The organism is Streptomyces sp. NPDC002588 (assembly GCF_040295925.1).
Taxonomy (GTDB): Bacteria; Actinomycetota; Actinomycetes; order Streptomycetales; family Streptomycetaceae; genus Streptomyces.
Map to the genome: position 1 here is coordinate 527,911 of NZ_JBEOWF010000001.1, position 21,279 is coordinate 549,189.

General features: G+C 71.5%; 21 protein-coding genes. 11 read left to right on the forward strand and 10 right to left on the reverse strand.

Annotated features, from left to right (window positions below; all coding sequences use genetic code 11):
• Nucleotides 1-10: 10 nt before the first annotated feature.
• From ABT057_RS02390 to ABT057_RS02400, 3 genes are read right to left on the reverse strand one after another with little or no spacing between them, the layout of a single operon-like run.
• Nucleotides 11-448: a roadblock/LC7 domain-containing protein gene (locus ABT057_RS02390; protein WP_352340515.1), complete on the reverse strand. Its 438-nt coding sequence runs from the start codon at nucleotides 446-448 to the stop codon at nucleotides 11-13.
• Nucleotides 445-3,018, reverse strand: a complete 2,574-nt coding sequence (locus tag ABT057_RS02395; RefSeq protein WP_352340516.1) for a sensor histidine kinase — start codon at nucleotides 3,016-3,018, stop codon at nucleotides 445-447. Before ABT057_RS02395 ends, ABT057_RS02390 begins: the two co-directional genes overlap by 4 nt.
• Before the next feature lie 47 nt (nucleotides 3,019-3,065).
• Nucleotides 3,066-3,869 (reverse strand): MHYT domain-containing protein, encoded by an 804-nt coding sequence (locus ABT057_RS02400; protein WP_352340517.1) that lies wholly within the window; start codon nucleotides 3,867-3,869, stop codon nucleotides 3,066-3,068.
• 152 nt (nucleotides 3,870-4,021) lie between these two features.
• Here ABT057_RS02400 and ABT057_RS02405 point away from each other — a divergent pair, with 152 nt between their 5' ends.
• Nucleotides 4,022-4,621, forward strand: a complete 600-nt coding sequence (locus ABT057_RS02405; RefSeq protein ID WP_352340518.1) for a class I SAM-dependent methyltransferase — start codon at nucleotides 4,022-4,024, stop codon at nucleotides 4,619-4,621.
• 47 nt (nucleotides 4,622-4,668) lie between these two features.
• Here the strand turns inward: ABT057_RS02405 and ABT057_RS02410 are convergent, their stop codons facing one another.
• Nucleotides 4,669-5,565: an oxygenase MpaB family protein gene (locus ABT057_RS02410; protein WP_352340519.1), complete on the reverse strand. Its 897-nt coding sequence runs from the start codon at nucleotides 5,563-5,565 to the stop codon at nucleotides 4,669-4,671.
• A 102-nt stretch (nucleotides 5,566-5,667) separates the two neighbouring features.
• Here ABT057_RS02410 and ABT057_RS02415 point away from each other — a divergent pair, with 102 nt between their 5' ends.
• Both ABT057_RS02415 and ABT057_RS02420 read left to right on the forward strand, forming a co-directional pair.
• Nucleotides 5,668-5,997 carry a hypothetical protein gene (locus ABT057_RS02415; protein WP_352340520.1) on the forward strand — a complete coding sequence of 110 codons (330 nt, stop codon included), beginning with the start codon at nucleotides 5,668-5,670 and terminating at the stop codon, nucleotides 5,995-5,997.
• A 135-nt stretch (nucleotides 5,998-6,132) separates the two neighbouring features.
• Nucleotides 6,133-7,059, forward strand: coding sequence for a hypothetical protein (locus tag ABT057_RS02420; protein WP_352340521.1), 927 nt, complete (start codon nucleotides 6,133-6,135; stop codon nucleotides 7,057-7,059).
• Nucleotides 7,060-7,157: 98 nt separating this feature from the next.
• Here the strand turns inward: ABT057_RS02420 and ABT057_RS02425 are convergent, their stop codons facing one another.
• The 3 genes from ABT057_RS02425 to xylA form a co-directional block, all read right to left on the reverse strand.
• Nucleotides 7,158-7,340, reverse strand: a complete 183-nt coding sequence (locus ABT057_RS02425; RefSeq protein WP_352340522.1) for a tail-anchor membrane protein — start codon at nucleotides 7,338-7,340, stop codon at nucleotides 7,158-7,160.
• A gap of 195 nt (nucleotides 7,341-7,535) precedes the next feature.
• On the reverse strand, nucleotides 7,536-7,991 hold the full coding sequence (locus ABT057_RS02430; protein ID WP_352340523.1) for a hypothetical protein: 456 nt from the start codon (nucleotides 7,989-7,991) through the stop codon (nucleotides 7,536-7,538).
• Between the two features lie 127 nt (nucleotides 7,992-8,118).
• Nucleotides 8,119-9,285, reverse strand: a complete 1,167-nt coding sequence (gene xylA, locus ABT057_RS02435; protein ID WP_352340524.1) for a xylose isomerase — start codon at nucleotides 9,283-9,285, stop codon at nucleotides 8,119-8,121.
• A 139-nt stretch (nucleotides 9,286-9,424) separates the two neighbouring features.
• On the opposite strand from xylA, the gene xylB reads away from it, so the two are divergent.
• The 6 genes from xylB (at nucleotide 9,425) to ABT057_RS02465 (ending at nucleotide 16,517) form a co-directional block, all read left to right on the forward strand.
• A complete protein-coding gene (gene xylB / locus ABT057_RS02440; RefSeq protein ID WP_352340525.1) occupies nucleotides 9,425-10,870 on the forward strand; it encodes a xylulokinase in 1,446 nt (481 codons plus the stop codon).
• A gap of 78 nt (nucleotides 10,871-10,948) precedes the next feature.
• Nucleotides 10,949-12,157, forward strand: coding sequence for an ROK family protein (locus ABT057_RS02445; RefSeq protein ID WP_352340526.1), 1,209 nt, complete (start codon nucleotides 10,949-10,951; stop codon nucleotides 12,155-12,157).
• 268 nt (nucleotides 12,158-12,425) lie between these two features.
• Complete coding sequence (locus tag ABT057_RS02450; RefSeq protein ID WP_352340527.1) at nucleotides 12,426-13,031, forward strand: N-acetylmuramoyl-L-alanine amidase; 606 nt, start codon at nucleotides 12,426-12,428, stop codon at nucleotides 13,029-13,031.
• Between the two features lie 128 nt (nucleotides 13,032-13,159).
• Complete coding sequence (locus ABT057_RS02455) at nucleotides 13,160-14,431, forward strand: GAF domain-containing protein (protein WP_352340528.1); 1,272 nt, start codon at nucleotides 13,160-13,162, stop codon at nucleotides 14,429-14,431.
• Nucleotides 14,432-14,549: 118 nt separating this feature from the next.
• Entirely contained in the window at nucleotides 14,550-16,073 is a 1,524-nt protein-coding gene (gene exaC / locus ABT057_RS02460; RefSeq protein WP_352340529.1) for an acetaldehyde dehydrogenase ExaC, read from the forward strand.
• A gap of 135 nt (nucleotides 16,074-16,208) precedes the next feature.
• Entirely contained in the window at nucleotides 16,209-16,517 is a 309-nt protein-coding gene (locus ABT057_RS02465; RefSeq protein ID WP_352340530.1) for a hypothetical protein, read from the forward strand.
• A 196-nt stretch (nucleotides 16,518-16,713) separates the two neighbouring features.
• Here ABT057_RS02465 and ABT057_RS02470 read toward each other — a convergent pair whose 3' ends face one another.
• On the reverse strand, nucleotides 16,714-17,322 hold the full coding sequence (locus tag ABT057_RS02470) for a TetR/AcrR family transcriptional regulator (RefSeq protein WP_352340531.1): 609 nt from the start codon (nucleotides 17,320-17,322) through the stop codon (nucleotides 16,714-16,716).
• Nucleotides 17,323-17,414: 92 nt separating this feature from the next.
• Between ABT057_RS02470 and ABT057_RS02475 the strand changes: the two genes are divergently transcribed.
• Together ABT057_RS02475 and ABT057_RS02480 are read left to right on the forward strand one after the other, a co-directional pair.
• The gene (locus ABT057_RS02475) at nucleotides 17,415-18,161 is read left to right on the forward strand and encodes an SDR family NAD(P)-dependent oxidoreductase (RefSeq protein WP_352340532.1); all 747 of its coding nucleotides are present in this window, start codon (nucleotides 17,415-17,417) and stop codon (nucleotides 18,159-18,161) included.
• 355 nt (nucleotides 18,162-18,516) lie between these two features.
• Nucleotides 18,517-19,212, forward strand: coding sequence for a lipase family protein (locus ABT057_RS02480; protein ID WP_352340533.1), 696 nt, complete (start codon nucleotides 18,517-18,519; stop codon nucleotides 19,210-19,212).
• Nucleotides 19,213-19,433: 221 nt separating this feature from the next.
• Here the strand turns inward: ABT057_RS02480 and ABT057_RS02485 are convergent, their stop codons facing one another.
• Nucleotides 19,434-20,048: a TetR/AcrR family transcriptional regulator gene (locus tag ABT057_RS02485; RefSeq protein ID WP_352340534.1), complete on the reverse strand. Its 615-nt coding sequence runs from the start codon at nucleotides 20,046-20,048 to the stop codon at nucleotides 19,434-19,436.
• Nucleotides 20,048-20,896 (reverse strand): oxidoreductase, encoded by an 849-nt coding sequence (locus ABT057_RS02490; protein ID WP_352340535.1) that lies wholly within the window; start codon nucleotides 20,894-20,896, stop codon nucleotides 20,048-20,050. The genes ABT057_RS02485 and ABT057_RS02490 overlap by 1 nt, the downstream gene beginning before the upstream one ends.
• Between the last annotated feature and the right edge of the window lie 383 nt (nucleotides 20,897-21,279).

Here is a 21,279-nt window from a genome sequence, read left to right on the forward strand (position 1 = left end):
CGGTCTCGTCTCATCCGGCGGATGGCGGCCGGGCGCCGAGGCGCGGCGGGGTGTAGAGGTGTTCGCCGACGCGCTTGACCAGTCGGGCCATCTCGTAGGCGACGAGGCCTATGTCGACGGTCACGGCGGTGAGGACGGCCAGGCAGGAGCCGTCTCCGGCGGCGGCGACGAAGAGGAACGCGTCGTCCATCTCCACCATGGTCTGGCGGACGCCGCCGGCGCCGAAGTGCCGGCCCGCGCCCTTGGCGAGACTGTGGAAGCCGGAGGCGACAGCGGCGAGGTGTTCGGCGTCCTCCCGGCTGAGGGCGGTCGAGGCGCCGATGGCGAGGCCGTCGTTGGACAGCACCACGGCATGCCGTACCTCGCTCACGCGTATCACCAAGTCGTCCAGCAGCCAGTCGAGTTCGCCGGACCGCTGGGTCGACCTCGTGCTCGGGTCCTGGATCATGCGGGGTCTCCTTCGCTGCTGTCGCTGCCCGGTGCCGGGTCCGCGGTGACACCTCGGCCGGGTTTCCTGCCGCCGCCGCGGGCCCAGCCGGCCCGGTAGGCGGCCATCCGGTCGCGTACGAGTTCGGGGGTGCGTCCGTCGTCGTCCCGCGGGCCCGTCTCCTGGGCCGCCTCGTCCGGGACCGGCCGGCGCAGTTGGGGGGCGAGGTGTGTCTGCCGTACCCGGCGGGGAAGGCCGTCCGATCCGTCGGAGTCGTCCGGGGGGCGGTGGAGGCGCAAGGCGGTGACTCCGGCGGGAGGGGTGTCGCCGGTCGCCGGTTCGGCGGCAGCCCGGAGGGGGGCGACCAGTGCGGGGCGTTCTGCGGGCGCGGGGACGGCTTCCTGTTCGACGACCTGCCGGTCCGGGGTGTGGCTGCCTGGGGCATGTCTGTCGGGAGCGTGTCGGTCGGGAGCGGTCACGCGCGCGTGCGTGTGTTCCACCGCCCGCTCGGCCTTCTGCGGTTTCTGGGCAGAACGTTCCGTCTTTCCGCTGTGCAGCAGCGCCGTCGGCAGCAGGACGACAGCCGTCGTGCCGCCGTAGGGCGAGGTGCGCAGGTGCACCTTGACGCCGTGGCGTGCGGCGAGCCTGCTGACCACGAACAGTCCGAGCCGGTCGCTGTCGAACAGGTCGAGGGCCTCGGACTGCGCGATGCGCCGATTGGCCTCGGTGAGGGTCTCCTTGCCCATGCCGAGCCCGCGGTCCTCCACCTCGACGGCGTAGCCGTTGCCGACGGGTTCACCGCTGATGTGCACACGCGTGTGCGGCGGTGAGAACTGGGCGGCGTTCTCGACGAGTTCGGCGAGCAGATGGGTGAGGTCGGCGACGGCGGCGCCGGCGACGGATGCCTCGGGGAGGCGGCGTACCTCCACGCGCGCGTAGTCCTCGATCTCGGAGACGGCTGCGCGGATCACATTGGTCAGGGAGACCGGTTTGCGCCAGGCCCGGCCGGGGGCGGCTCCGGAGAGAATGATCAGGCTCTCCGCGTGGCGCCGCATGCGCGTGGTGAGGTGGTCGAGCCGGAAGAGGTCGCTGAGCTCGTTCGGGTCGTCGGAGCGGCGCTCCATGCTGTCCAGGAGGCTCAGCTGGCGGTGGACGAGTACCTGGCTGCGGCGGGCGAGGTTGACGAACACCCCGGAGATGCCGCTGGCGAGTTCGGCGCGCTCGACGGCGGCCCGCAACGCGGCTCGGTGCACCGTGGTCAGGGCCTCGGCGACCTGGCCGGTCTCGTCCTCGGCGGGCAGTCCGGGCGGGGCCTCCGCGCGGATGTCGATCTCCTCCCCGGAGCGCAGCCTGCGCATGGCCTCGGGCAGTTTGCGGCGGGCGATCTCCAGCGCGCTGTTGCGCAGGGTGACGAGTTCGACGACGAGTCCGCGGCCTATGCGCACGGAGATGACGAGCGAGGCGGCGACAGCGACGAGTCCGAACAGGACCGCGGCGCCGGCCGGGGTGAGCAGACCGCGGGTGAACGGGTCGGCGCGTTCCGCGACATCCCGTCCGGCGTCCGCCTCGATGCCTCGCATGCCGTCCTGCACGCGCGTGTGAGCGGGGTCCCAGGTGCGCGCGGGTGCCGCGGCGATCGCCTTCGATCCCGCCCCCGCGGTGAGCACCTTGTCCTCGGTCGCGGCCAGCGTTGCGTAGGCGCTCCCCGCGGCGAGGCGCTGCCAGGCGGTGCTCTCGGGGCCGCGCAGGTCGGCGACGGCCGATTCCGTCAGCGTACGGCGCCTGTCGGCAGCTCCGGTGAACAGCCTGAGCCGCTCCCCGTCGAGGCGGCCGGCCCGGCGCGCGGCGGCGAGGACGGCGTCCTCCTGGGCCAGGGCCTCGGCGGCGCGGGAGAACTCGAGCAGGACGCGCGCGTCGGAGCCGAGTTCGGCGTCCTGGATGCCGGACAGAGCGCCCCCGACGGAGAAGGCCGCCGAGATCGTCGTCGTGTACCGGCGGTACGTCTCCGCCCAGCCGGCGCGGCCGTCGAGCACGGCTGCCCGTGTCGAGCGGAGCCCCTCGGCCCCCGAGACGAACGTCTCGAGCCGCTGGGCCACTTCGGCGGGCAGGCCCTGGCCGTCGGCGACGGTGCTGTGGTCGCCCAGCCGCAGCTTCGCAACCGCTTCGTCCGTGCGCTCGGCGAGCTGCCGCAGTGCGCTGTCCGGCACCGAGGCGGGGTCGGTCGCGTACCGCACGGCGGCCGCCCGTTCGGCCTGGAGAGCGGCGACGGCGTCCGCGACGGGGGTACGGACCTGGGAATCGACCCGCTGCAACTGGCGCAGCCGGGAGACGTCCTGGGCGGTGCTGACGGTGGCGTACGCCCAGAGGGCGAGCAGGGACACGGCCGGCACCATCAGCAGGCAGACGATCTTGGCCCGTACGGTGCCCGGCCTGAACCGTCGGCGTCCCGCGTGCACGGGTGTCACGTCGGCGGGCGCGTCGGTCCATTCGTCCGGCCCCTCGTCGGCGGGTGGCCCGGCGTGGGCGCGTCGGCCGCGCACGGGGGGCGGCGCCTCGGCGCCGGCCGTGTGGGTCCTGCGGGGTGTACGCATGGCCTCCTCGCTCGGAAGAAGTTCGGGGGGCGTGCCGTCCGGCCCCGTCACACGGTTCGGGCCTGGCGAGGGCCGGTCGCACCGGCGACGCTCTCCGCCGGCTGCTGTGCGGTGGCGGACGCCTCGCGCTCCCCCGTGGTGGGCGACAGGGCGACGAAGGCGGAGGTCAGGAAGAGGTAGGACCCGAGGCCGACGGCGAGGGGGAAGATGAACTGCATCGCCGTGGCCCCGGGCAGCGCCTCGCCGGAGGGCGTGACGCGGACTTTCACCGCGAACATCCCCGTGTAGTGCATGCTGCTGACCGCCGCCCCCATGACGAGGGAGGCGACGGTGACGGCGATCGGCGACCTGATGTTGAGCGCCGCCCACAGGGCCGCGGTCGCCGCGACGACGGCGATCAGGACCGAGAGTCCGACGAGTGCCGGGTCATAGGAGACGTCGCCGTGCAGGCGGACCGCGGCCATGCCCAGGTAGTGCATGCTCGCCACCCCCAGGCCGGTGGTGAGTCCGCCGATCAGCAACGCGCGCGTGCGGCCCTGGCCGTAGCCGACGGCGAAGACGCCGAAGCAGACCACGACCATGGCGACGAGGAGGCTGAGGACGGTCAGCGGAACGTCGTATCGGATGTCGGTGCCGCCGACGGCGAAACCGAGCATCGCCACGAAATGCATGGTCCAGATGCCGGTGCCGATCGCGGAGGCCGCGGTGATCAGCCAGTTGCGGCGCGAGCGGCCGGTGGCTCCGAGCGCGCGAACGGTACAGCGCAGCCCGAGCGCGGCGCCTGTGCAGGCCATCGCGTACGACAGCACGGGGGTCAGCCAGCCGAAGGCGGCGTGGTCCAGGTGTCCCATGACCAGGGGACGCTAGTAGGGGCACAGGAGCACAAAGGGGGCGCATTTCGAAAGGTGCTGGAAAATGACGCAGAAGTGCGCCGGACCGATCGCCTCACGCTCGAACGTGTACGCAGAGACGTCCTCCGTGTCGGTGAGGGATCATGCGGGACATGAGCGACGACCACACACATGTCCAGGAGTTCTTCACGGCGCGTGCGGCGCACTGGGACACCCGTTTCCCCGATGACGGTCCCGCCTACGCCGCCGCGGTCGCCGAGCTCCGGCTGCGGGAAGGCGACCGCGTACTGGACGCGGGCTGTGGCACCGGGCGGGCCCTGACGCCGCTGCGCTCGGCCGTGGGGCCCTCGGGAGTGGTTCTCGGGGCCGATCTGACCCCGGCGATGCTGGAGGCCGCCGTACGGGCCGGGCGCGACCGTGACGGCCGGCTGCTGCTCGCCGACGTCGCCGCGCTCCCCCTGCGTCCGGAGTCGCTCGACGCGGTGTTCGCGGCGGGGCTCGTGGCCCACCTGCCCCATCCTGCGAAGAACCTGCGGGAACTGGCCCGGGTGGTGCGCCCCGGCGGGACGCTGGGGCTGTTCCACCCGATCGGCAGGGCGGCCCTCGCGGCGCGCCAGGGCCGTCGGCTCACCCCGGAGGATCTGCGCGCGGAGCCGAACCTGCGGCCCTTGCTGGCCGGCTCCGGGTGGCGCCTGACGTCGTACGTCGACGAGGACGACCGTTTCCTGGCCCTGTGCGTCCGGGAGGGCTGAGGGCGCGCACCTGAGACTCGCCGACGAGAACCGCCGGCCTCACAGACTCACTGGGTGGCCGAGTCCTCCACGTGCCGTACGGGGCAGCCGCGCAGACCGGGTACCGGGCGGGTGCCCAGGTCGTCCAGGCGATAGCCGTTCGGGTAGCCCTTGATCTCCCAGTTCTGGCGGGCGTGGTGCGGTGCACGACGCGGCGGCAGCAGCCGGACCGCGCGTCCACGCGCGCGTACCGCTTTCCGGACCACGGTGCGGACCGCCGGGCTCGGAAGGGGGTAGCGGAAGGCCTTCAGGAGCGGCTCGTCGAGGAGGGAGAGCGTGGCGGTGCGCAGGACGGGGGCGAGCGGCCGCGGGTACCAGGAGGCCATCAGGTCGAGGGTGGCGTCCGAGACCCGGCGCGCTCCCTCGTCCCAGGCGAAGTGGTCCTCCTCGTAGGCATCCAGGCAGTCCTCGAACTCCGCGTAGGACCCGGGGATGTCCTTGATGCCCATGCGGCGGCCCAGGGTGCCGTAGTGGACGGTGGAGGCGATGATCTCGTGGCGCGACATCCGCCGCCATCCGTAGGCGTCGATCCAGCGTTTGGGCATCACGACGAACGTGCAGAGCACGTAGCGCATGTCGTCGTTGCCGATGTCGTAGCTGCGGTGCATCTGGTTGATGCGACGGACGGCCGCGCGGCCCCGGTCGCTGTCGAAGCCGTGCTCGACGACGGCGTCGAGGAGCAGTGAGGTGTCGTCGTAGCGTTTCTGGGTGTGGTCCGTCAGTTCCGCCGTCTCGGCGAGCAGACGGCCGATGCTCGGCACCGCGTAGGTGCGGTACAGGGCCAGCTCCAAGGCACGGGTGAAGTCCCAGGGGAACTCGTACGCAGCGGTGAGCCGGTAGATCTCCAGAGCGTCGTCGTAGGGATCCATGCTCCGGATCTGTTCGAGCCTCGCGAAGCGCTTCACCGCGCCGCCCCCTTCTGCCGCCGTGACTCCGACTCTACGTTGGGCCTTGGAGATGCACGATCACTTCGACTCGGCTCACCACTTTGGGGGAAGGTCATCACCATGCTCGACAACGTCCGCAAGGCCGGCCGGAAGTTCCTCGACGCACTGCGCACCCAGCCGCACTCCGGCGGTCGGGGCGATGCCGTGGGGCCGCGGACCGAGCCGGGGAACCGCCCGCACAATCTGTTCGAGGCAGCGGCCTCATACGTCTCTGCCAGCGTGGACGACGATCAGGACCGGATCGACGAGGCGGCGGGCTGGGTGTCGCCGGAGGCGCTGTCCTTCGGGGTCAGAGAACTCGCCTGCCGGGCCGTCGTGGCACTGGCGCGGGAGCGCGACGAGTCGCCCGCGGCCGTCGCTCGGGCGCTCCTGGGACTGCCTGCCGTGTGACGAGATGGTGAAGGGTGGTCGATTCGCCCCGTCAGGTCGGAAAGCTGCAGCTCCGGGTGTGTCGGGGAGTCGTGACAAGCGGCTTCCCGCCGCACTAGGGTGCGCGCCGTTGGACGAACCGATGGGGAGGCTGGGATGGCCGGGACGGACGAGGACACCGTCGCCGCCGCGGACGATGCGCTCTACGTGCTCACGGCGGCGCTGCTGACGCCGGCGAAGTTCCCGAGTGTGCTCGGCGACGACTACCCCGAGGCCTGCGCGGCGCTCGGCCTTCCGCCGCTCGCCGACGGCTACGGCCTGGTGCTGGGCCAGGACAGCGAGGGCGCGCGGTGGACGGTCGCCATCGACGACGTGTCGCTGGTCGCCGTCGCCATCGCGTCCTGGGACTGCGGGATGGAGCACGAGCTCTCCCCCGACGAGCGGACCGTGGTCGCCGCCCTGCCTGGGTGGCCCCTGTCGGTCGCCGTCGCGGCGCCCGGGGTGCCCGCGCCGCACGATCCCGCACCCGAGATCGCGGAGGGCCCCGCGCTGTCTCCGCCGGACACGACCGTCTGGGGTCCGGCCCAGCGGCGCATGGGGGCCGACGAGATCGGCGTTCGGTGGACGCAGTGGCGCGAGCAGATAGACGACTCCGAGTTCACGCCCGCGCGCGACGGCGACGGTCCCGCCGGCGGCAACGCTCCCTCGGACGGCACCCGCCCCTCCGAGGACGCCGTGGCTACGGACGGGGACGACGGCACGGACACGGACGGGGACCAGGGCGGGGACGGCGGCGCGAAGGCGTTGCCGGTGGGCGACAGCGACATCCGGCGTGTGCTCGACGAGATCCGCACCTATGTGGACACCCCGCCGCCGCTGGGCCGGGTGCGCTCGTCGTTCGCCCCCGGGGACGCACGGACCCTGCGCGCCGACGGCCCCGGGTGGTCGCTGGTGGCCAGGACGGACGACATCGCCTTCGTCCTGTTCGACGACAGGCCCGGCGAGGTGTTGCCGGTCGGCCGTGGCGCCGAGCTGCCGGGACTTCTGGAAGCGCTCGACAAGATGGCCGTACGCCCGCTCTGAGGCCGCACGAGGTCCCCGGCGAGGGACGGCGGGGTCATCAACATCGGCCCCGCCCGTCCGGCGCCCTCGGGGGATGCGCTACGCCGCGGCCCCGGCTCTCAGCGGCCGAGCTCCTTGCGGGTGACACGGCGCAGCCTGCGGCGCTGGGAAGGATCCAGAGTCAGATAGGCCGCCGTCGGCACTCCCAGCACGATCAGCAGAGCCGCCCACCAGGGCAGCCAGATCAACAGCAACAGCCCGACCGCCACACCTCCTGCGGCGATCTTCGCGTTTCTCGACATGTGCGTCGCCTCCTTCGCGGCCCCTGCCGCTCTCTGTCATGAAAACGGGTCCGCGCCTCGTGCGGTTCCAGACTCGACCCTGAAAGGTCCCTGACCTCCACCCCGAGGCACCCCTGAGAACCCTCCAGTGGGACACACCGCGCTGAAAGGCCAACCACCCGCCAGCCGCGTCCCCAACCTCACAGGGCAATACACCTAGGGAAGCAGTTCCTCCACCGACGGCAGCAGCGACTGCAGGTCGCTGGGTATCTCGCTCGGCAGCGTGCTCGGAAGTCGGGTCGGCAGGGTGCTGGGCAGCCCGCTGGGCAGTTTCACCGGCAGGCTGATCGCCGGAGTGGGAGAAGTTCCGGTGCTGCTCCCACCTGCCGGATCGTCGTCCGACGAGCCCTCGCCGCCCGAGACCATCAGGACGAAGGCGAGGACGGCTCCGGCGGCGACCAGGAGCGCGAGTACGGCGAAGAGGGGGCCCCGACGCCGTCCCGGTCCGTCCGGGGGGCCGGGCCGGGCCGACGGCGGCCCCCAGTCGCTCCCGCCCGTGCCGTCGTCGTAGGCGTCGTGGCCGTAGTCGTGGGGAGGCGGTCCGAAGCCGCCGGGAGGCGGTGCGTCACCCGGCGGTCCGGGCGGACGGGGCGGTACGGGTGGCGTGGCCATACCGTCCAGCGTCGCCGCGAACCCGCTCGGGGCGCGACCCCCGCACGGAAGTTGATACCGGTTCATGCCATGGAGGGCATGATTCCGGCGTATCCCGTGCGAACGCCACGCCCACGCGTGCGTGCGTTCAGCCCCGGGCCCCCAGCAGGTGGTCCATGGCGAGCTGGTCGAGCTGCTCGAAGGCCATACCGCGGGCGGCGGCCGCCTCGGCGTCGAAGTCCTCGAAGGCGGTGCGGTCGGCGAGCAGGCTCTGCAGGCCGTCGGCGGCGGTGGCCTGGGTCAGCTCGTCGAGGCGGGAGGCGCGCAGGGCCTCCTGGACCTCCGGGTCGGCGCGGAACGCGGCCGCGCGCTCCTTGAGGATCAGGTAGTTACGCATGCAGCCCGCGGCCGACGCCCAGACACCGTCGAGGTCCTCGGTGCGCGGCGGCTTGAAGTCGAAGTGCTTCGGGCCCGCGTAACCGGCACTCTCCAGCAGGTCGACCAGCCAGAACGCCGCGCGGAGGTCACCGGCGCCGAAGCGCAGGTCCTGGTCGTACTTGATGCCCGACTGGCCGTTGAGGTCGATGTGGAAGAGCTTGCCGGCCCACAGCGCCTGGGCGATGCCGTGCGGGAAGTTCAGCCCGGCCATCTGCTCGTGGCCCACCTCGGGGTTGACGCCGTACAGCTCCGGGCGCTCCAGGCGCTCGATGAACGCCAGGGCGTGGCCGACGGTGGGCAGCAGGATGTCGCCGCGCGGCTCGTTCGGCTTGGGCTCGATGGCGAAGCGCAGGTCGTAGCCCTGGGATGTGACGTACTCGCCGAGCAGGTCGAAGGCCTCCTTCATACGGTCGAGCGCCACGCGCACGTCCTTGGCGGCTCCGGACTCCGCACCCTCACGACCGCCCCAGGCGACGTAGGTCTTCGCGCCCAGCTCGACGGCCAGGTCGATGTTGCGGATGGTCTTGCGCAGGGCGTAACGGCGCACGTCGCGGTCGTTCGCGGTGAACGCGCCGTCCTTGAAGACCGGGTGCGTGAAGAGATTGGTGGTGGCCATCGGCACGGTCATGCCGGTGGTGTCCAGGGCTTGGCGGAAGCGCTTGATGTGCTCCTCGCGCGCGCTGTCGGAGGACCCGAAGGGGATCAGGTCGTCGTCGTGGAAGGTCACGCCGTAGGCACCCAGCTCGGCCAGGCGCGTCACCGTCTCGACCGGGTCGAGGGCGCGCCGCGTGGCGTCGCCGAACGGGTCCCTTCCCTGCCAGCCGACGGTCCACAGGCCGAAGGTGAACCTGTCCTCGGGGGTGGGCTGGTAGCTCATACCGCGGCTCCTTGCTCTGCAGACTGTCGTACGAACGGTGGCGAACTATTTCGTCATGGCCGTTTACAAATTAGTATGCGGACGCATCTCTGGGAAGACAGATCCCGCAGAGCCGCGGAAAAACTTGAGGGAGAACCCGATGTCAGCAGCCGAGGGTCCGCTCGTCGTCGGTGTGGACTCGTCCACCCAGTCCACCAAGGCGCTGGTCGTCGACGCGGCCACCGGCGAGGTCGTCGCCAGCGGCCAGGCACCGCACACGGTGTCCTCCGGGGCGGGCCGGGAGAGCGACCCGCGCGAGTGGTGGGACGCTCTGCACGAGGCGCTGCGCCAGTGCGGTGACGCGGCGCGCGAGGCCGCCGCGGTGTCGATCGGCGGACAGCAGCACGGGCTCGTAACCCTGGACGAGCACGGCGAACCGGTGCGTCCCGCGCTGCTGTGGAACGACGTGCGCTCGGCCCCCCAGGCCCGTCGGCTGACCGAGGAACTCGGCGGCGCGAAGTTCTGGGCCGAGCGCACCGGGTCCGTGCCGGCCGCGTCCTTCACCGTCACCAAGTGGGCCTGGCTCGCCGAGCACGAGCCGGACGCCGTGCGCGGGACGAAGGCCGTGCGCCTCCCCCACGACTACCTCACCGAACGGCTCACGGGCGAGGGCACGACCGACCGCGGCGATGTCTCCGGCACCGGCTGGTGGGCGTCCGCGACAGAGACCTACGACCCGGAGATCCTCGCGCACGTCGGGCTCGACCCGGCGCTGCTGCCCCGTGTGGTGCGGCCCGGCGAGGTCGCGGGCACCGTGCGCGACAGCCACGACCTGCCGTTCGCCAAGGGCACTCTGGTGGCGCCGGGAACCGGCGACAACGCTGCCGCCGCGCTGGGCCTGGGGCTGCGTCCCGGTACGCCGGTGCTGAGCCTCGGCACGTCGGGCACGGTGTACGCGGTCTCGAAGCGGCGCCCCGCCGATCCGACCGGCACGGTGGCGGGCTTCGCGGACGCCCACGGCGACTGGCTGCCGCTGGCCTGCACCCTGAACTGCACGCTCGCCGTCGACCGGCTCGCGGCACTGCTGCGCCTGGACCGGGAGGCCGTGGAGCCGACCGGGGACCTCACCGTCCTGCCCTACCTGGACGGCGAGCGCACCCCGAACCTGCCGAACGCCTCGGGGCTGCTGTACGGCCTGCGCCACGACACCACCGCGGGGCAGCTGCTGCAGGCGGCCTACGACGGTGCCGTGCACGCGCTGCTCGGCGCGCTGGACCTGGTGCTCGACGCGGACGCGGACCGCGCGGCCCCGCTGCTGCTGATCGGCGGCGGCGCCCGGGGCACGGCCTGGCAGCAGACCGTACGACGGTTGTCCGGGCGGCCGGTGCAGATCCCGGAGGCGAAGGAACTCGTCGCGCTGGGCGCGGCGGCGCAGGCGGCCGGGCTGCTGACCGGCGAGGACCCTGCCGCGGTCGCCAGGCGCTGGAACACCGCCCGGGGTCCGGTGCTCGACGCCGTGGAACGGGACGACGCGACGCTGGCCAGGATCTCCGGAGTACTCTCCGACGCGGCCCCGTTGCTGGAGCGGAGCGAACCCACCCGCTGACCACCGGAAGACCGACAAGACGACGAGACCGCGAGACGACGACCCGATGAATCGACGCATCGACGAATCGACAGAGACATGACGTCACCTCTGCACGAGGCCCGCGCCGGCGGCCCGGGGCGTGCGCTGCCCGACACCCAGCAGGGCATGCGCCGACGCAACCTGGCCCGGGTGATCCACGCCGTCAACGCCGAGGGACCGTTGTCCCGGGCGGCGGTCGCCTCGCGCATCGGCCTCACCCGCGCGGCGGTCTCGACCCTCGTCGACGAGCTGATACGCACCGGCCTGCTGGAGGAGCTGGGGCCGGAGCGGCCCGGCCGGGTGGGCCGGCCGGGATCGGCGCTGGCGGTCAGCGGCCGGGGCCCGGCGGGGCTGGGCGCCGAGGTCGGCGTCGACCATCTCGCGGTGTGCGTCGTCGATCTGCGCGGTGAGGTGCGGGCCCGGGCAGTGCGGCACGGCACGAACCGGGGCCGCGCCCCCGAGCCGGTGATCGAGGAGCTGACCGGACTGCTGCGCGAGGTCGTGGAGCAGGCGGAGGGCCAGGGGCTGTGGCCGGCCGGCCTCGCGGTGGCCGTCCCCGGCCTGGTCGCCCGGGACGCCCGCACCGTCGTACGGGCCCCGAACCTCGACTGGCACGACATCGACCTCGGCGCGCTGCTGCCCGGCGACCTGCCGCTGACGGTGGACAACGAGGCCAACTTCGGCGGGCTGGCCGAACTCTGGCTGGGGGCGAACACCCCGCGGGACTTCCTGCACGTGTCGGCGGAGATCGGTATCGGCGCGGCGCTGGTGGTGGACGGCAGCCTGCTGCGCGGCACCCGTGGTTTCGCGGGCGAACTGGGCCATGTGCCGGTCCACCCCGACGGGCCGGCGTGCGCGTGCGGCGGCCGGGGCTGCCTGGAACAGTACGCCGGCGAGGAGGCGGTGCTGCGCGCGGCCGGGCTGGAACCGGGCGGTGACCGCGTCGGTCTCCTCGCGGGGCGCGCGGCGGACGGCGACCCGGATGTACGACGGGCCCTGCGCGAGGCGGGAACGGCCCTCGGCGTCGCCCTGACCGGGGCGCTCAACCTGCTGGACCCGGAGAGTGTGGTGCTCGGCGGTGCGCTGGCCGGGCTCGCCCCCTGGCTGCTGCCGTCCCTAGAGGACGAACTCGCCCGGCGCACCGCCGGGCCCGCCCGGCCGGTCTCCGTCTCCCTGCTGGGTCCCGAGGGGCCGTTGCTGGGAGCCGCGCACTCGGTGGTCCGGGCCGTGCTGGACGATCCGGCCGCGGTGGCGGAGCAGGTCTGACCGGCGACGGGTGACACAGGGCGCGCGCCACCGTGAGGCAGTGTGCCCGTGACGGCAGCGCCTCTGAAGGCACCGCCGTGGCAGGGCACCGCACGTGAGGCCGGTTACGCGGAACTCCACGTTCGAGTGAGCGAGTTGTCCACAGCCGGGCGCTCGTCCACCGGACTGCGCGGCCTCCCCCTGACCGACGGGTGATCGCCGTAACGTGATCCACGTGGGGCGCAGCCGTCAGCGCCCCGCAGGAGCACGACCGGAAAGGCAACTCCCTGTGGAACCATCCCGATGCTCGCCCACCCCGTCCAGACGGCGGCTGCTGCGGGGCGCCGTGTTCGCGGCCGTGCCGTACGCCCTGCTCCCGGACGCACGGGCCGGTGCGCAGACCGAGGCCGTCGACTACCGCCCGGCCGAATGGCAGCCCGCGACGGCCTCCAACTACACGCCCTCCGACCGCCCCACGGCCCATTCCGTCGACCGCGTGGTCATCCACGTCACACAGACCGGCTACGCCAAGACCCTGTCCGTCTTCCAGAACCCGAAGAAGCGGGTGTCCGCCCACTACGTCGTACGCTCCGCCGACGGCCATGTGGCGCAGTGCGTGCGGGAGTCCGACATCGCCTGGCACGCGGGGAACTGGGAGTACAACGCACGCAGCGTCGGCATTGAGCACGAGGGGTGGGTGGACCGGCCGGCCTACTTCACCGACGTGCTGTACGAGCACTCGGCCCGGCTCACGGCAGCCGTCTGCGAGACATACGGCATCCCCAAGGACCGTGCGCACATCATCGGCCACTACGAGGTGCCGGGCACCGACCACACCGACCCCGGCCGCGACTGGGACTGGAGCCGTTACATGAGACTCGTCAACCGCACCTGAGAGGCGGTCGATCCGGTCCGGACCGAAAATCGGACGCCCACCTTCGGACGAGCCGCGTCCAAACGGTTGTCGCCCCGCACACCCGGAGTGACGATGTCCCCAGCCGTGTCGTCTTCCGGGAGGACGAGTTGTCTACCGATCCCTGGGTGGCCCTGGAGTCAGGGGCCGACCCCGACGAACGGGTGCGGATCCTGCGCCGGGCGCACCAGACGTTCACCGAGGCGGGCACGGTGCCGCGGCCGGTGCGGGCCGTCGTGGCCGATTCGTGGCGGCGTTCGGCGCGGGCCGGGGTCGGTCCGGACGGCACCGCGAGCGTGGAGCTGAGCGACGGCGACCTCGGCGTGTACCGGTCCGAGCACCCGCTGGCGCGGGTGATGCCCCTGTTCCGGGAGCTCCTGGGCACGTTCGCGGCCGACGGCGAGCATCTCCTGGCGGTGTGCGACGCGCACGGCAGGCTGTTGTGGGTCGAGGGCCACGCGGAGACCAGACGGCAGGCGGGGCGGATGAACTTCGTGCCGGGCGCCCGGTGGGCGGAGAGCGCCGTGGGCACCAACGCGCCGGGCACGGCTGTCGCCCTTGACCGGCCGGTACAGGTGTTCGCGGCGGAGCACTTCATCCGCAGGGTGCAGCCGTGGACGTGCGCGGCGGCGCCGGTGCACGATCCGCGGACCGGGCGGGTGCTGGGTGCGGTCGACATCACCGGAGGGAACGGGCTGGCTCACCCGCACAGCCTCGGCTTCGTCCAGGCGGTCGCGCGGGCCGCGGAGTCCCATCTCGCGCTGCTCGCCCCAGAGCGGCCGCGGACCGGCACGCCCGAACTGACCGCGCTGGGCCGGGACGAGGCACGCCTGGTCACCGCCGGCCGCAGTATCAGACTCAGCCGCCGGCACAGCGAGATCCTGGTGCTGCTGGCCCGTCATCCGGAGGGGCTCAGCGGGGATGAACTGCTGTGCGCACTGTACGAGGACGAGTCGGTGACCCCGGTGACTCTGCGGGCCGAACTGGCCCGGCTGCGTGGGGTGTTGGGACCGGACCTGCTGTCGTCGCGCCCGTACCGGCTCACCGCTGCCGTGGAGTCGGACGTCTCGGTGGTGGAGCGGCGTTTGGCGGCCGGCGCGATCACGTCCGCAATGTCGGCGTACACCGGGCCGCTGCTGCCGGCGTCCCAGGCGCCGGCGGTCGTACGGCTGAGACATCGCCTGGCCGGCGAACTGCGCGCGGCGCTGATCGCCGGTCACGACCCGGATCTGCTGTCGGACTGGGCCCACGCGCCCTGGGGCGAGGACGACCTCGACGTGTGGCGGGCGCTGGCGGCCACCCGTCCGACGGCGCCGATACGGGCGCGGCTGGCGGCGCTGGAGCGGGAGCTGTCGGCACCTGAGGCCCGGGCGCACCGCTAGGGCGTGCCGGTCCCGGCCGGCGCACGACGGGTCGCAACGTTGCTGCAACGTCCGGGTCCCTAGCCTCCGCCCAGAGCCGTCCAACGGCGGGCGGCCCTGCTGAGGGAGGCACACCGGCATGACCCGTTACGCGGCGCCCGGAACCGAGGGCTCGATCGTCTCCTACCAGGCTCGCTACGACCACTTCATCGGTGGCGAGTACGTGCCTCCCGCCCGCGGGCAGTACTTCGAGAACCCGTCCCCTGTGAACGGACAGCCGTTCACCGAGGTCGCACGCGGCACCGAGGAGGACGTGGAGCGGGCGCTCGACGCGGCACACGCGGCCGCGCCGGGCTGGGGCCGTACGTCGGCTTCCGAACGCTCCGACATCCTGCTGAAGATCGCCGACCGCATGGAGGCCTACCTCGAGCCGCTGGCGGTCGCGGAGAGCTGGGAGAACGGCAAGCCGGTCCGCGAGACGCTGGCGGCGGACATCCCGCTGGCCATCGACCACTTCCGCTACTTCGCCGGCGCGGTGCGCGCCCAGGAGGGTTCGCTCAGCGAGGTCGACGACGACACGGTGGCCTACCACTTCCACGAGCCGCTCGGGGTCGTCGCGCAGATCATCCCGTGGAACTTCCCGATCCTGATGGCCACGTGGAAGCTGGCCCCGGCGCTCGCGGCCGGCAACGCGGTGGTCATCAAGCCCGCCGAGCAGACCCCGGTGTCCCTGCACTACTGGATGAGCCTGGTCGCGGACCTGCTGCCGCCGGGCGTCGTCAACATCGTCAACGGCTTCGGCCCCGAGGCGGGCAAGCCGCTCGCCTCCAGTCCGCGGGTCGCCAAGGTCGCCTTCACCGGCGAGACGTCGACGGGTCGGCTGATCATGCAGTACGCCGCCGAGAACCTGAAGCCCGTCACGCTGGAACTGGGCGGCAAGTCGCCGAACATCTTCTTCGACGACGTGTGGGAGAAGGATGACGAGCTGCGCGACAAGGCCCTCGAGGGGTTCACCATGTTCGCGCTGAACCAGGGCGAGGTGTGCACCTGTCCGTCGCGCGGGCTGATCCAGCGCGGCAACTACGGCGACTTCCTCGAGGCGGCGGTCGCCCGGACCGAGCTGATCAAGCCCGGCAACCCGCTGGACACCGAGACCATGATCGGCGCGCAGGCCTCCGGCGAGCAGCTGTCGAAGATCCTCTCGTACATCGACATCGGCCGGCAGGAAGGCGCCAAGGTGCTCACGGGCGGTGAACGCGCTGAGTTCGACGGCGAGTTGAAGGGCGGGTACTACGTCCAGCCGACGATCTTCGAGGGCGACAACCGGATGCGCGTCTTCCAGGAGGAGATCTTCGGACCGGTCGTCTCGGTGGCCTCGTTCGACGACTTCGACGACGCCATCAAGATCGCCAACGACACGCTGTACGGCCTCGGGGCGGGCGTGTGGACCCGTGACATCAACACCGCGTACCGCGCGGGCCGGGCGATCCAGGCGGGCCGCGTCTGGACGAACTGCTACCACGCCTACCCGGCCCACGCCGCCTTCGGCGGCTACAAGCAGTCGGGGATCGGCCGTGAGACACACAAGATGATGCTGGAGCACTACCAGCAGACGAAGAACCTGCTGGTGTCGTACTCGCCGAAGAAGCTGGGCTTCTTCTAGAGCCTGAAGTCGGTTGCCTGGAGGCTTCGTTGTGCTCCAGGCAACCCGGCATGGAAGCCACCCGCCGGCCGCCGCAAGGGTCACGCGTGCGGATCGGGCCGTAACGTCCGTGTCCTCGGCGGCAGTTGATGGTTCATGTCAAAGGAAACCAGCTCCGCCGGGGGCACTGAGACGGTTGTCCACCAGCCGAGCCTGCACCTGTCCACGGCCACCCTCACCTTCCTCGGCGACCTGCCGCGCAGCCACCTGAAGAAGATCCGCTCGCGGTGGCGCACGCTCCCGGCCGGGAGGATCGCGACGATCGTTCTTGCCGTCCTGCGCCATGACCAGCGCCTTGCCGGCATGGCGGGCGGCAACCGCATCTCCGCTGCCCCGGCGCCCCGTTGGGTGCCGGAAGCGGTCAGCCTGCTCGCCGCCCGGCCGAGCGCCTGGAGCGCGCGTTGAAGAAAGTCACCCGAGAAGGGCGGCCACGTCGTCCTGGCCGACGGCACCCTGATCCGCACCCGGCGCCGCACCGGGAAGGACAACCGCCGCAACTACAGCGGGAAACACGCGGCCCATGGCCGGCTCTTCCTCGCGCTCACCGACGAGCGTGGCCGGTTGCTGTGCACGCCACCACGCGCCTGCGGGGCATCTACTGTCAGACGGGTGGCCAGTTCCGCAGCGCCGCGTCGGCCACCTGCTGGAGTTCGGAGCGGGTGGCGCCGCCGACAGCCTGGACGGCGATGCCGTTCGCCACGGTCATGACGTATCGGGCGAGCAGTTCCGGGTCCGCGCCGGGGGGCAGATCACCCTCGTCGACGGCCTGCTGGAACCGGTGGCGGAGGCGAGCACGGCCGTCGTCGCGCCAGGCGGTCAGGGCATCCTGGGCCACCCGTCCGGAATCGCCGGCGGCCAGCGAGCCCTGCACGCCCAGGCACCCGGCGGGGCAGCCGGGGCGGGTGGTCGTGCTGACGGAGCCGGCGAGGAACGCCGTGGCCACCTCCCGGGCGCTCGGCTTCTCCAGTGCGCGGGCCGCATAGGCGGCGGGACCTTCGGTGTAGCGCTCCAGGGCCTTGCGGAACAGCTCCTCCTTGTTGCCGAAGGCCGCGTACATGCTCTTGCGGGTGATGCCCATGGCGCGGGTCAGGTCGGTCAGGCTGGCGCCTTCGTAGCCCTGCTCCCAGAAGACCATCATCGCCCGCTCCAGGGCCTCGTCGGCGTCGAAGCCTCTCGGCCGGCCGATCGCTGTTTTCCGGGTGATCTCCACGGCTCCATCCTACGGCCTTGATACCGATCGGTGCAGAAGTGTTACCGTTCCATTCTGCACCGATCGGTATCTAAGTTTCGGGAGTTCAAGCATTGGGACAGCTGGAAGGCAAGACCGCCGTCGTCACCGGCGGGAGCACAGGAATCGGCCTGGCCACCGCCACGCGGCTGGCGTCCGAGGGCGCCCATGTGTTCATCACCGGCCGGCGCAAGGATGCGCTCGACAGGGCCGTCGAGTCGATCGGTTCCGCGGTCACCGCGGTGCCGGGCGACATATCGGAGCCGGCCGACCTGGACCGGCTGTACGACGCGATCCGTGACCGCGGCCGGGGCCTGGACGTGCTCTTCGCCAACGCGGGCATGGCCACGCTCGCACCGTTGGCGCAGGCCACCGGGGAACAGTTCGACCAGATCTTCGGCGTCAACGTCCGGGGCACACTGCTCACCGTGCAGAAGGCGCTGCCGCTGCTCAACGACGGCGCCTCGGTGATCTTCAACGACTCCATTCGCGCCGACGACGGCCGGGAGGCCTTCGGCCTGTACGCGGCGTCGAAGGCCGCGATCCGGTCCCTCGCGCGGACCTGGGCCAACGAGCTGAAGGGCAGGGGCATCCGGGTCAACACGGTCGCACCGGGCGCGATCGACACCCCCGGAGTCGACATCGCCATCGGCGAGGAGAACGCGGCCGCCGTCAAGGCGGAACTCGCGGCGGGAGTGCCGATCGGTCGCAGGGGGCGCCCGGAGGAGGTCGCCGCCGCGGTGGCCTTCCTCGCCTCCGCGGACAGCAGCTTCATGCTCGGCACCACCCTGCACGTCAACGGCGGCGAGAACCAGTTCTGACCCCGCCACGCGGAGTCCCGAACTGTCGCGGGCGGGTCGTCGCCCGCGACACTCCGCCTGGCCGACACGAGCATCCGCGCAGCACGCCCAGGCTGGACACGGAGTGCAAGATCACTCCGACCGGTAGGGCCGCCCAGCACCCCCAACGCCACCTCGTACGACAGAGGCACCGGGCCGTGGCCACGCAATACGACAAGCTCGCCGTCCGCTACGAGGTCACCGTCCTCATCGCGGCCATTGACCAGTGGTTGTGAACGGCCGGGTTGTGGCGGCGCGTGAGCTTCTTCGAAGCAACGCGTTCTGCTGTCGGCCAAGACTGTCGCGACTCCGATGGCATGGGCGCCAGGATCGTCCCATGCAGCCGATCTTCGTTCTCGTGCACAGTCCGTCGGTGGGTCCCTCGACCTGGCACCCGGTGGCCGAACGTCTGACGGCGGCGGGATATCAGGTACGGGTGCCGTCCGTGCTGCACATCGGCACCGGTGCCCCGCCGTTCTGGCCCCGCGTTGTCAGCGCCGTCCGCGACGACCTCCAGCAGGTCTCGGCCGGCAGCCCCGTCACGTTGGTGGCTCACAGCAACGCGGGCTTGTTCGTACCGGTGATTCGCTCGGCCCTCGACCATCCGGTGACCGGCTCGATCTTCGTCGATGCCGCGCTGCCGGCCCGGACCGGGCGAACCCCTGTCGCCTCACCCGAGGTGCTGGAGTTCCTCCGGCCGATGGCGGTGAACGGCAGGCTGCCACGCTGGACCGATTGGTGGGACGAGGCAGACGTCGCCCCCATGTTCTCTGATCCGACGATGCGGGAGACAGTCATCGAGGAGCAGCCCACCCTGCCGCTGTCCTACTACGAGCAGCACATCCCGGTCCCCGACGGCTGGGACGACCACCCCTGCTCCTACCTGCTGTTCGGCCCTCCCTATGACGACCTCGCCGCCGAGGCGCGCGAACGCGGCTGGCGTGTGGCACACCTGCCCGGCGCACACCTCCATCAGATCATCGATCCTGCCGGCACCGCCCGGCACCTCGTCGAACTCGCCGCTACGACTTGATCCACTTCCAATGCACGCCCTAAGGGCCGTCCCGTAAGTGACCTTTCAGGTCTCGCAACCTGATTCGGAAGGCCCATACACGGGAGTTGTGGACGCCAGCTCCCGTTGATCGGGCTGGGAGAGGACGTCGTGCCTCGCGGGATTTCCGCCGGCGGAGTGCCTGGACGGTGGGCCCCAGTCAGGGGGTGCGGTTTCGCGCCTCACCGCCCACACCAGATGCGTCAGGTGATCAGGCCGGCGCTGATCAGCCAGATGTGTTCGCAGGTCGAAGATGCCTTTTGCAACTCCTCAGGGGACTCTTGCGAGGCGTGGTAGAAAGTCCGCTCGATCATCCAGCACAGGGCGCGTGCCATCGCCGACGCTTGCTCTGGTTCGGTGCCGGCCTCAACGCCGGCTCGTTCCAGGACGGCGGCGATGGCTGTGATGAACAAGTCAGCTGTGTGGCTCCACAGCTCGCCGATCTCCGGCACGGTCAACGACAGGTCGATCGCCGTGCGCATGACCAGGCCGTGCTCGTTCCACAGCTCGACCGTGCGCCGCATGGCTGCGGCGATGGCCTGGCGCGGCTCGTCGGTCTGCGCGGTGGCCCGGGACCGCTCCCACAGGTGCTCAACGGTCCGGGCCACGAGCGCCGTGACCACTTCTTGCTTGGAGCCGAAGTAGAAGTACAGGGCGCCACGTGTGATGCCGGCGCCCTGCGCGATGTCGCCAACGGTCATGGCGTCATAGCCCTGTTGCGCCAGCAGAGCTTCGCAGGTGTCGAGGATGGCCCGCTCCCGGACGTCACCCTTGCGTTCGGTGGTGCGTCGGCTCCGCGCGGGGTGGTGGCCGGGCATCAGAGTTGAGCGCCTTCGGCGAAGTCGGTGGTACGGGAGAGTGTCTCCCACGCGCGGATGTCCTCGTCCACGGCCGTGCGCGCGGCGGTGACCAGTCGCAGCGCATCCGAGCCCAGGACGAGGTGGGCCGGCGGCTGGTCGACCGACGCGATGTGCACGACGGCGTCCCCGGCCTTGGCCGGATTGCCCAGCTGGTTCCCGCTGGCCTTCTGCCGCGCTTCACGGATGGGGGTGAACAGCTCGTCGTAGTCGTCGATGGACTGCGCGGCGCGTGTCATGGACCGTCCGGCCCAGTCGGTGCGGAAGGACCCGGGCTCGATCGCCGTCACGTGGATCCCGAACTGCGCGACCTCCTTGCCCAGCGCCTCGAGGATGCCTTCCAGGGCGAACTTGCTGCCGCAGTAGGCGGACATGCCGGGCACGGCCATCAGCCCGCCCATGGAGGTGACCGCCATCAGGTGTCCGCGGCGGCGCCGGCGCATGCGGGGCAGGGCCGCCTGCAGCGTGGCCAATGTCCCGAATACGTTGACCTCGAACTGCCGCCGCACCTCGGCCAGCGGCGTCTCCTCGAAGGTGCCCTCCAGGCCGTAGCCGGCGTTGGCGACGACGACATCCAGGGGGCCGACGCTCTGCTCCACCTCCGTGATCACACTTGAGACGGCGTCGCCGTCCGTCACATCCAGGATGCGGCCGTGAGCGTACCCGGGTTTGAGCCCTTCGAAGGCCCGCAGGTCCTCCTCGGAGCGGACCGTGCCGACGACGGTGTGCCCGGCGGTCAGGGCGGCTTGGGCGAAGGCACGCCCAAGGCCCGTGCTGACGCCGGTGATGAGCCACTTCTGCTGCTGCACTGCTCCTCCAGAAAGGTCTCGCCAGGAGCTGGACTGCCCCTTCGGTCAGAAAGTCTACACAGCGTCGAGTTTTATCAGCGTGATGTTGATTCTGTTGTCCCCGACGGCATCATGCTCATCGGCCTGCGGTCCCCGGTCACGCCGCCCGCTTGAGCTCGTGCCCGGAAGGGGTGGAGTGCCGGCCGTCAACCTTCGTCGGCTTCGACGGCGGCAGGGTCCCGGAAGGGGCCGCTGGCCCTGGCCGGAGCCGCTGGCCCTGATGTTGAACAGATAGCGGCCCAGGAACTCGCATTCTTGCCAGGGCGAGCGTTCATCGGGCAACAGCGAAGGCCGACATGGTGCAGAGAAGATCAGTGACACCAGCAAGAGTGAACTTCAGTGCG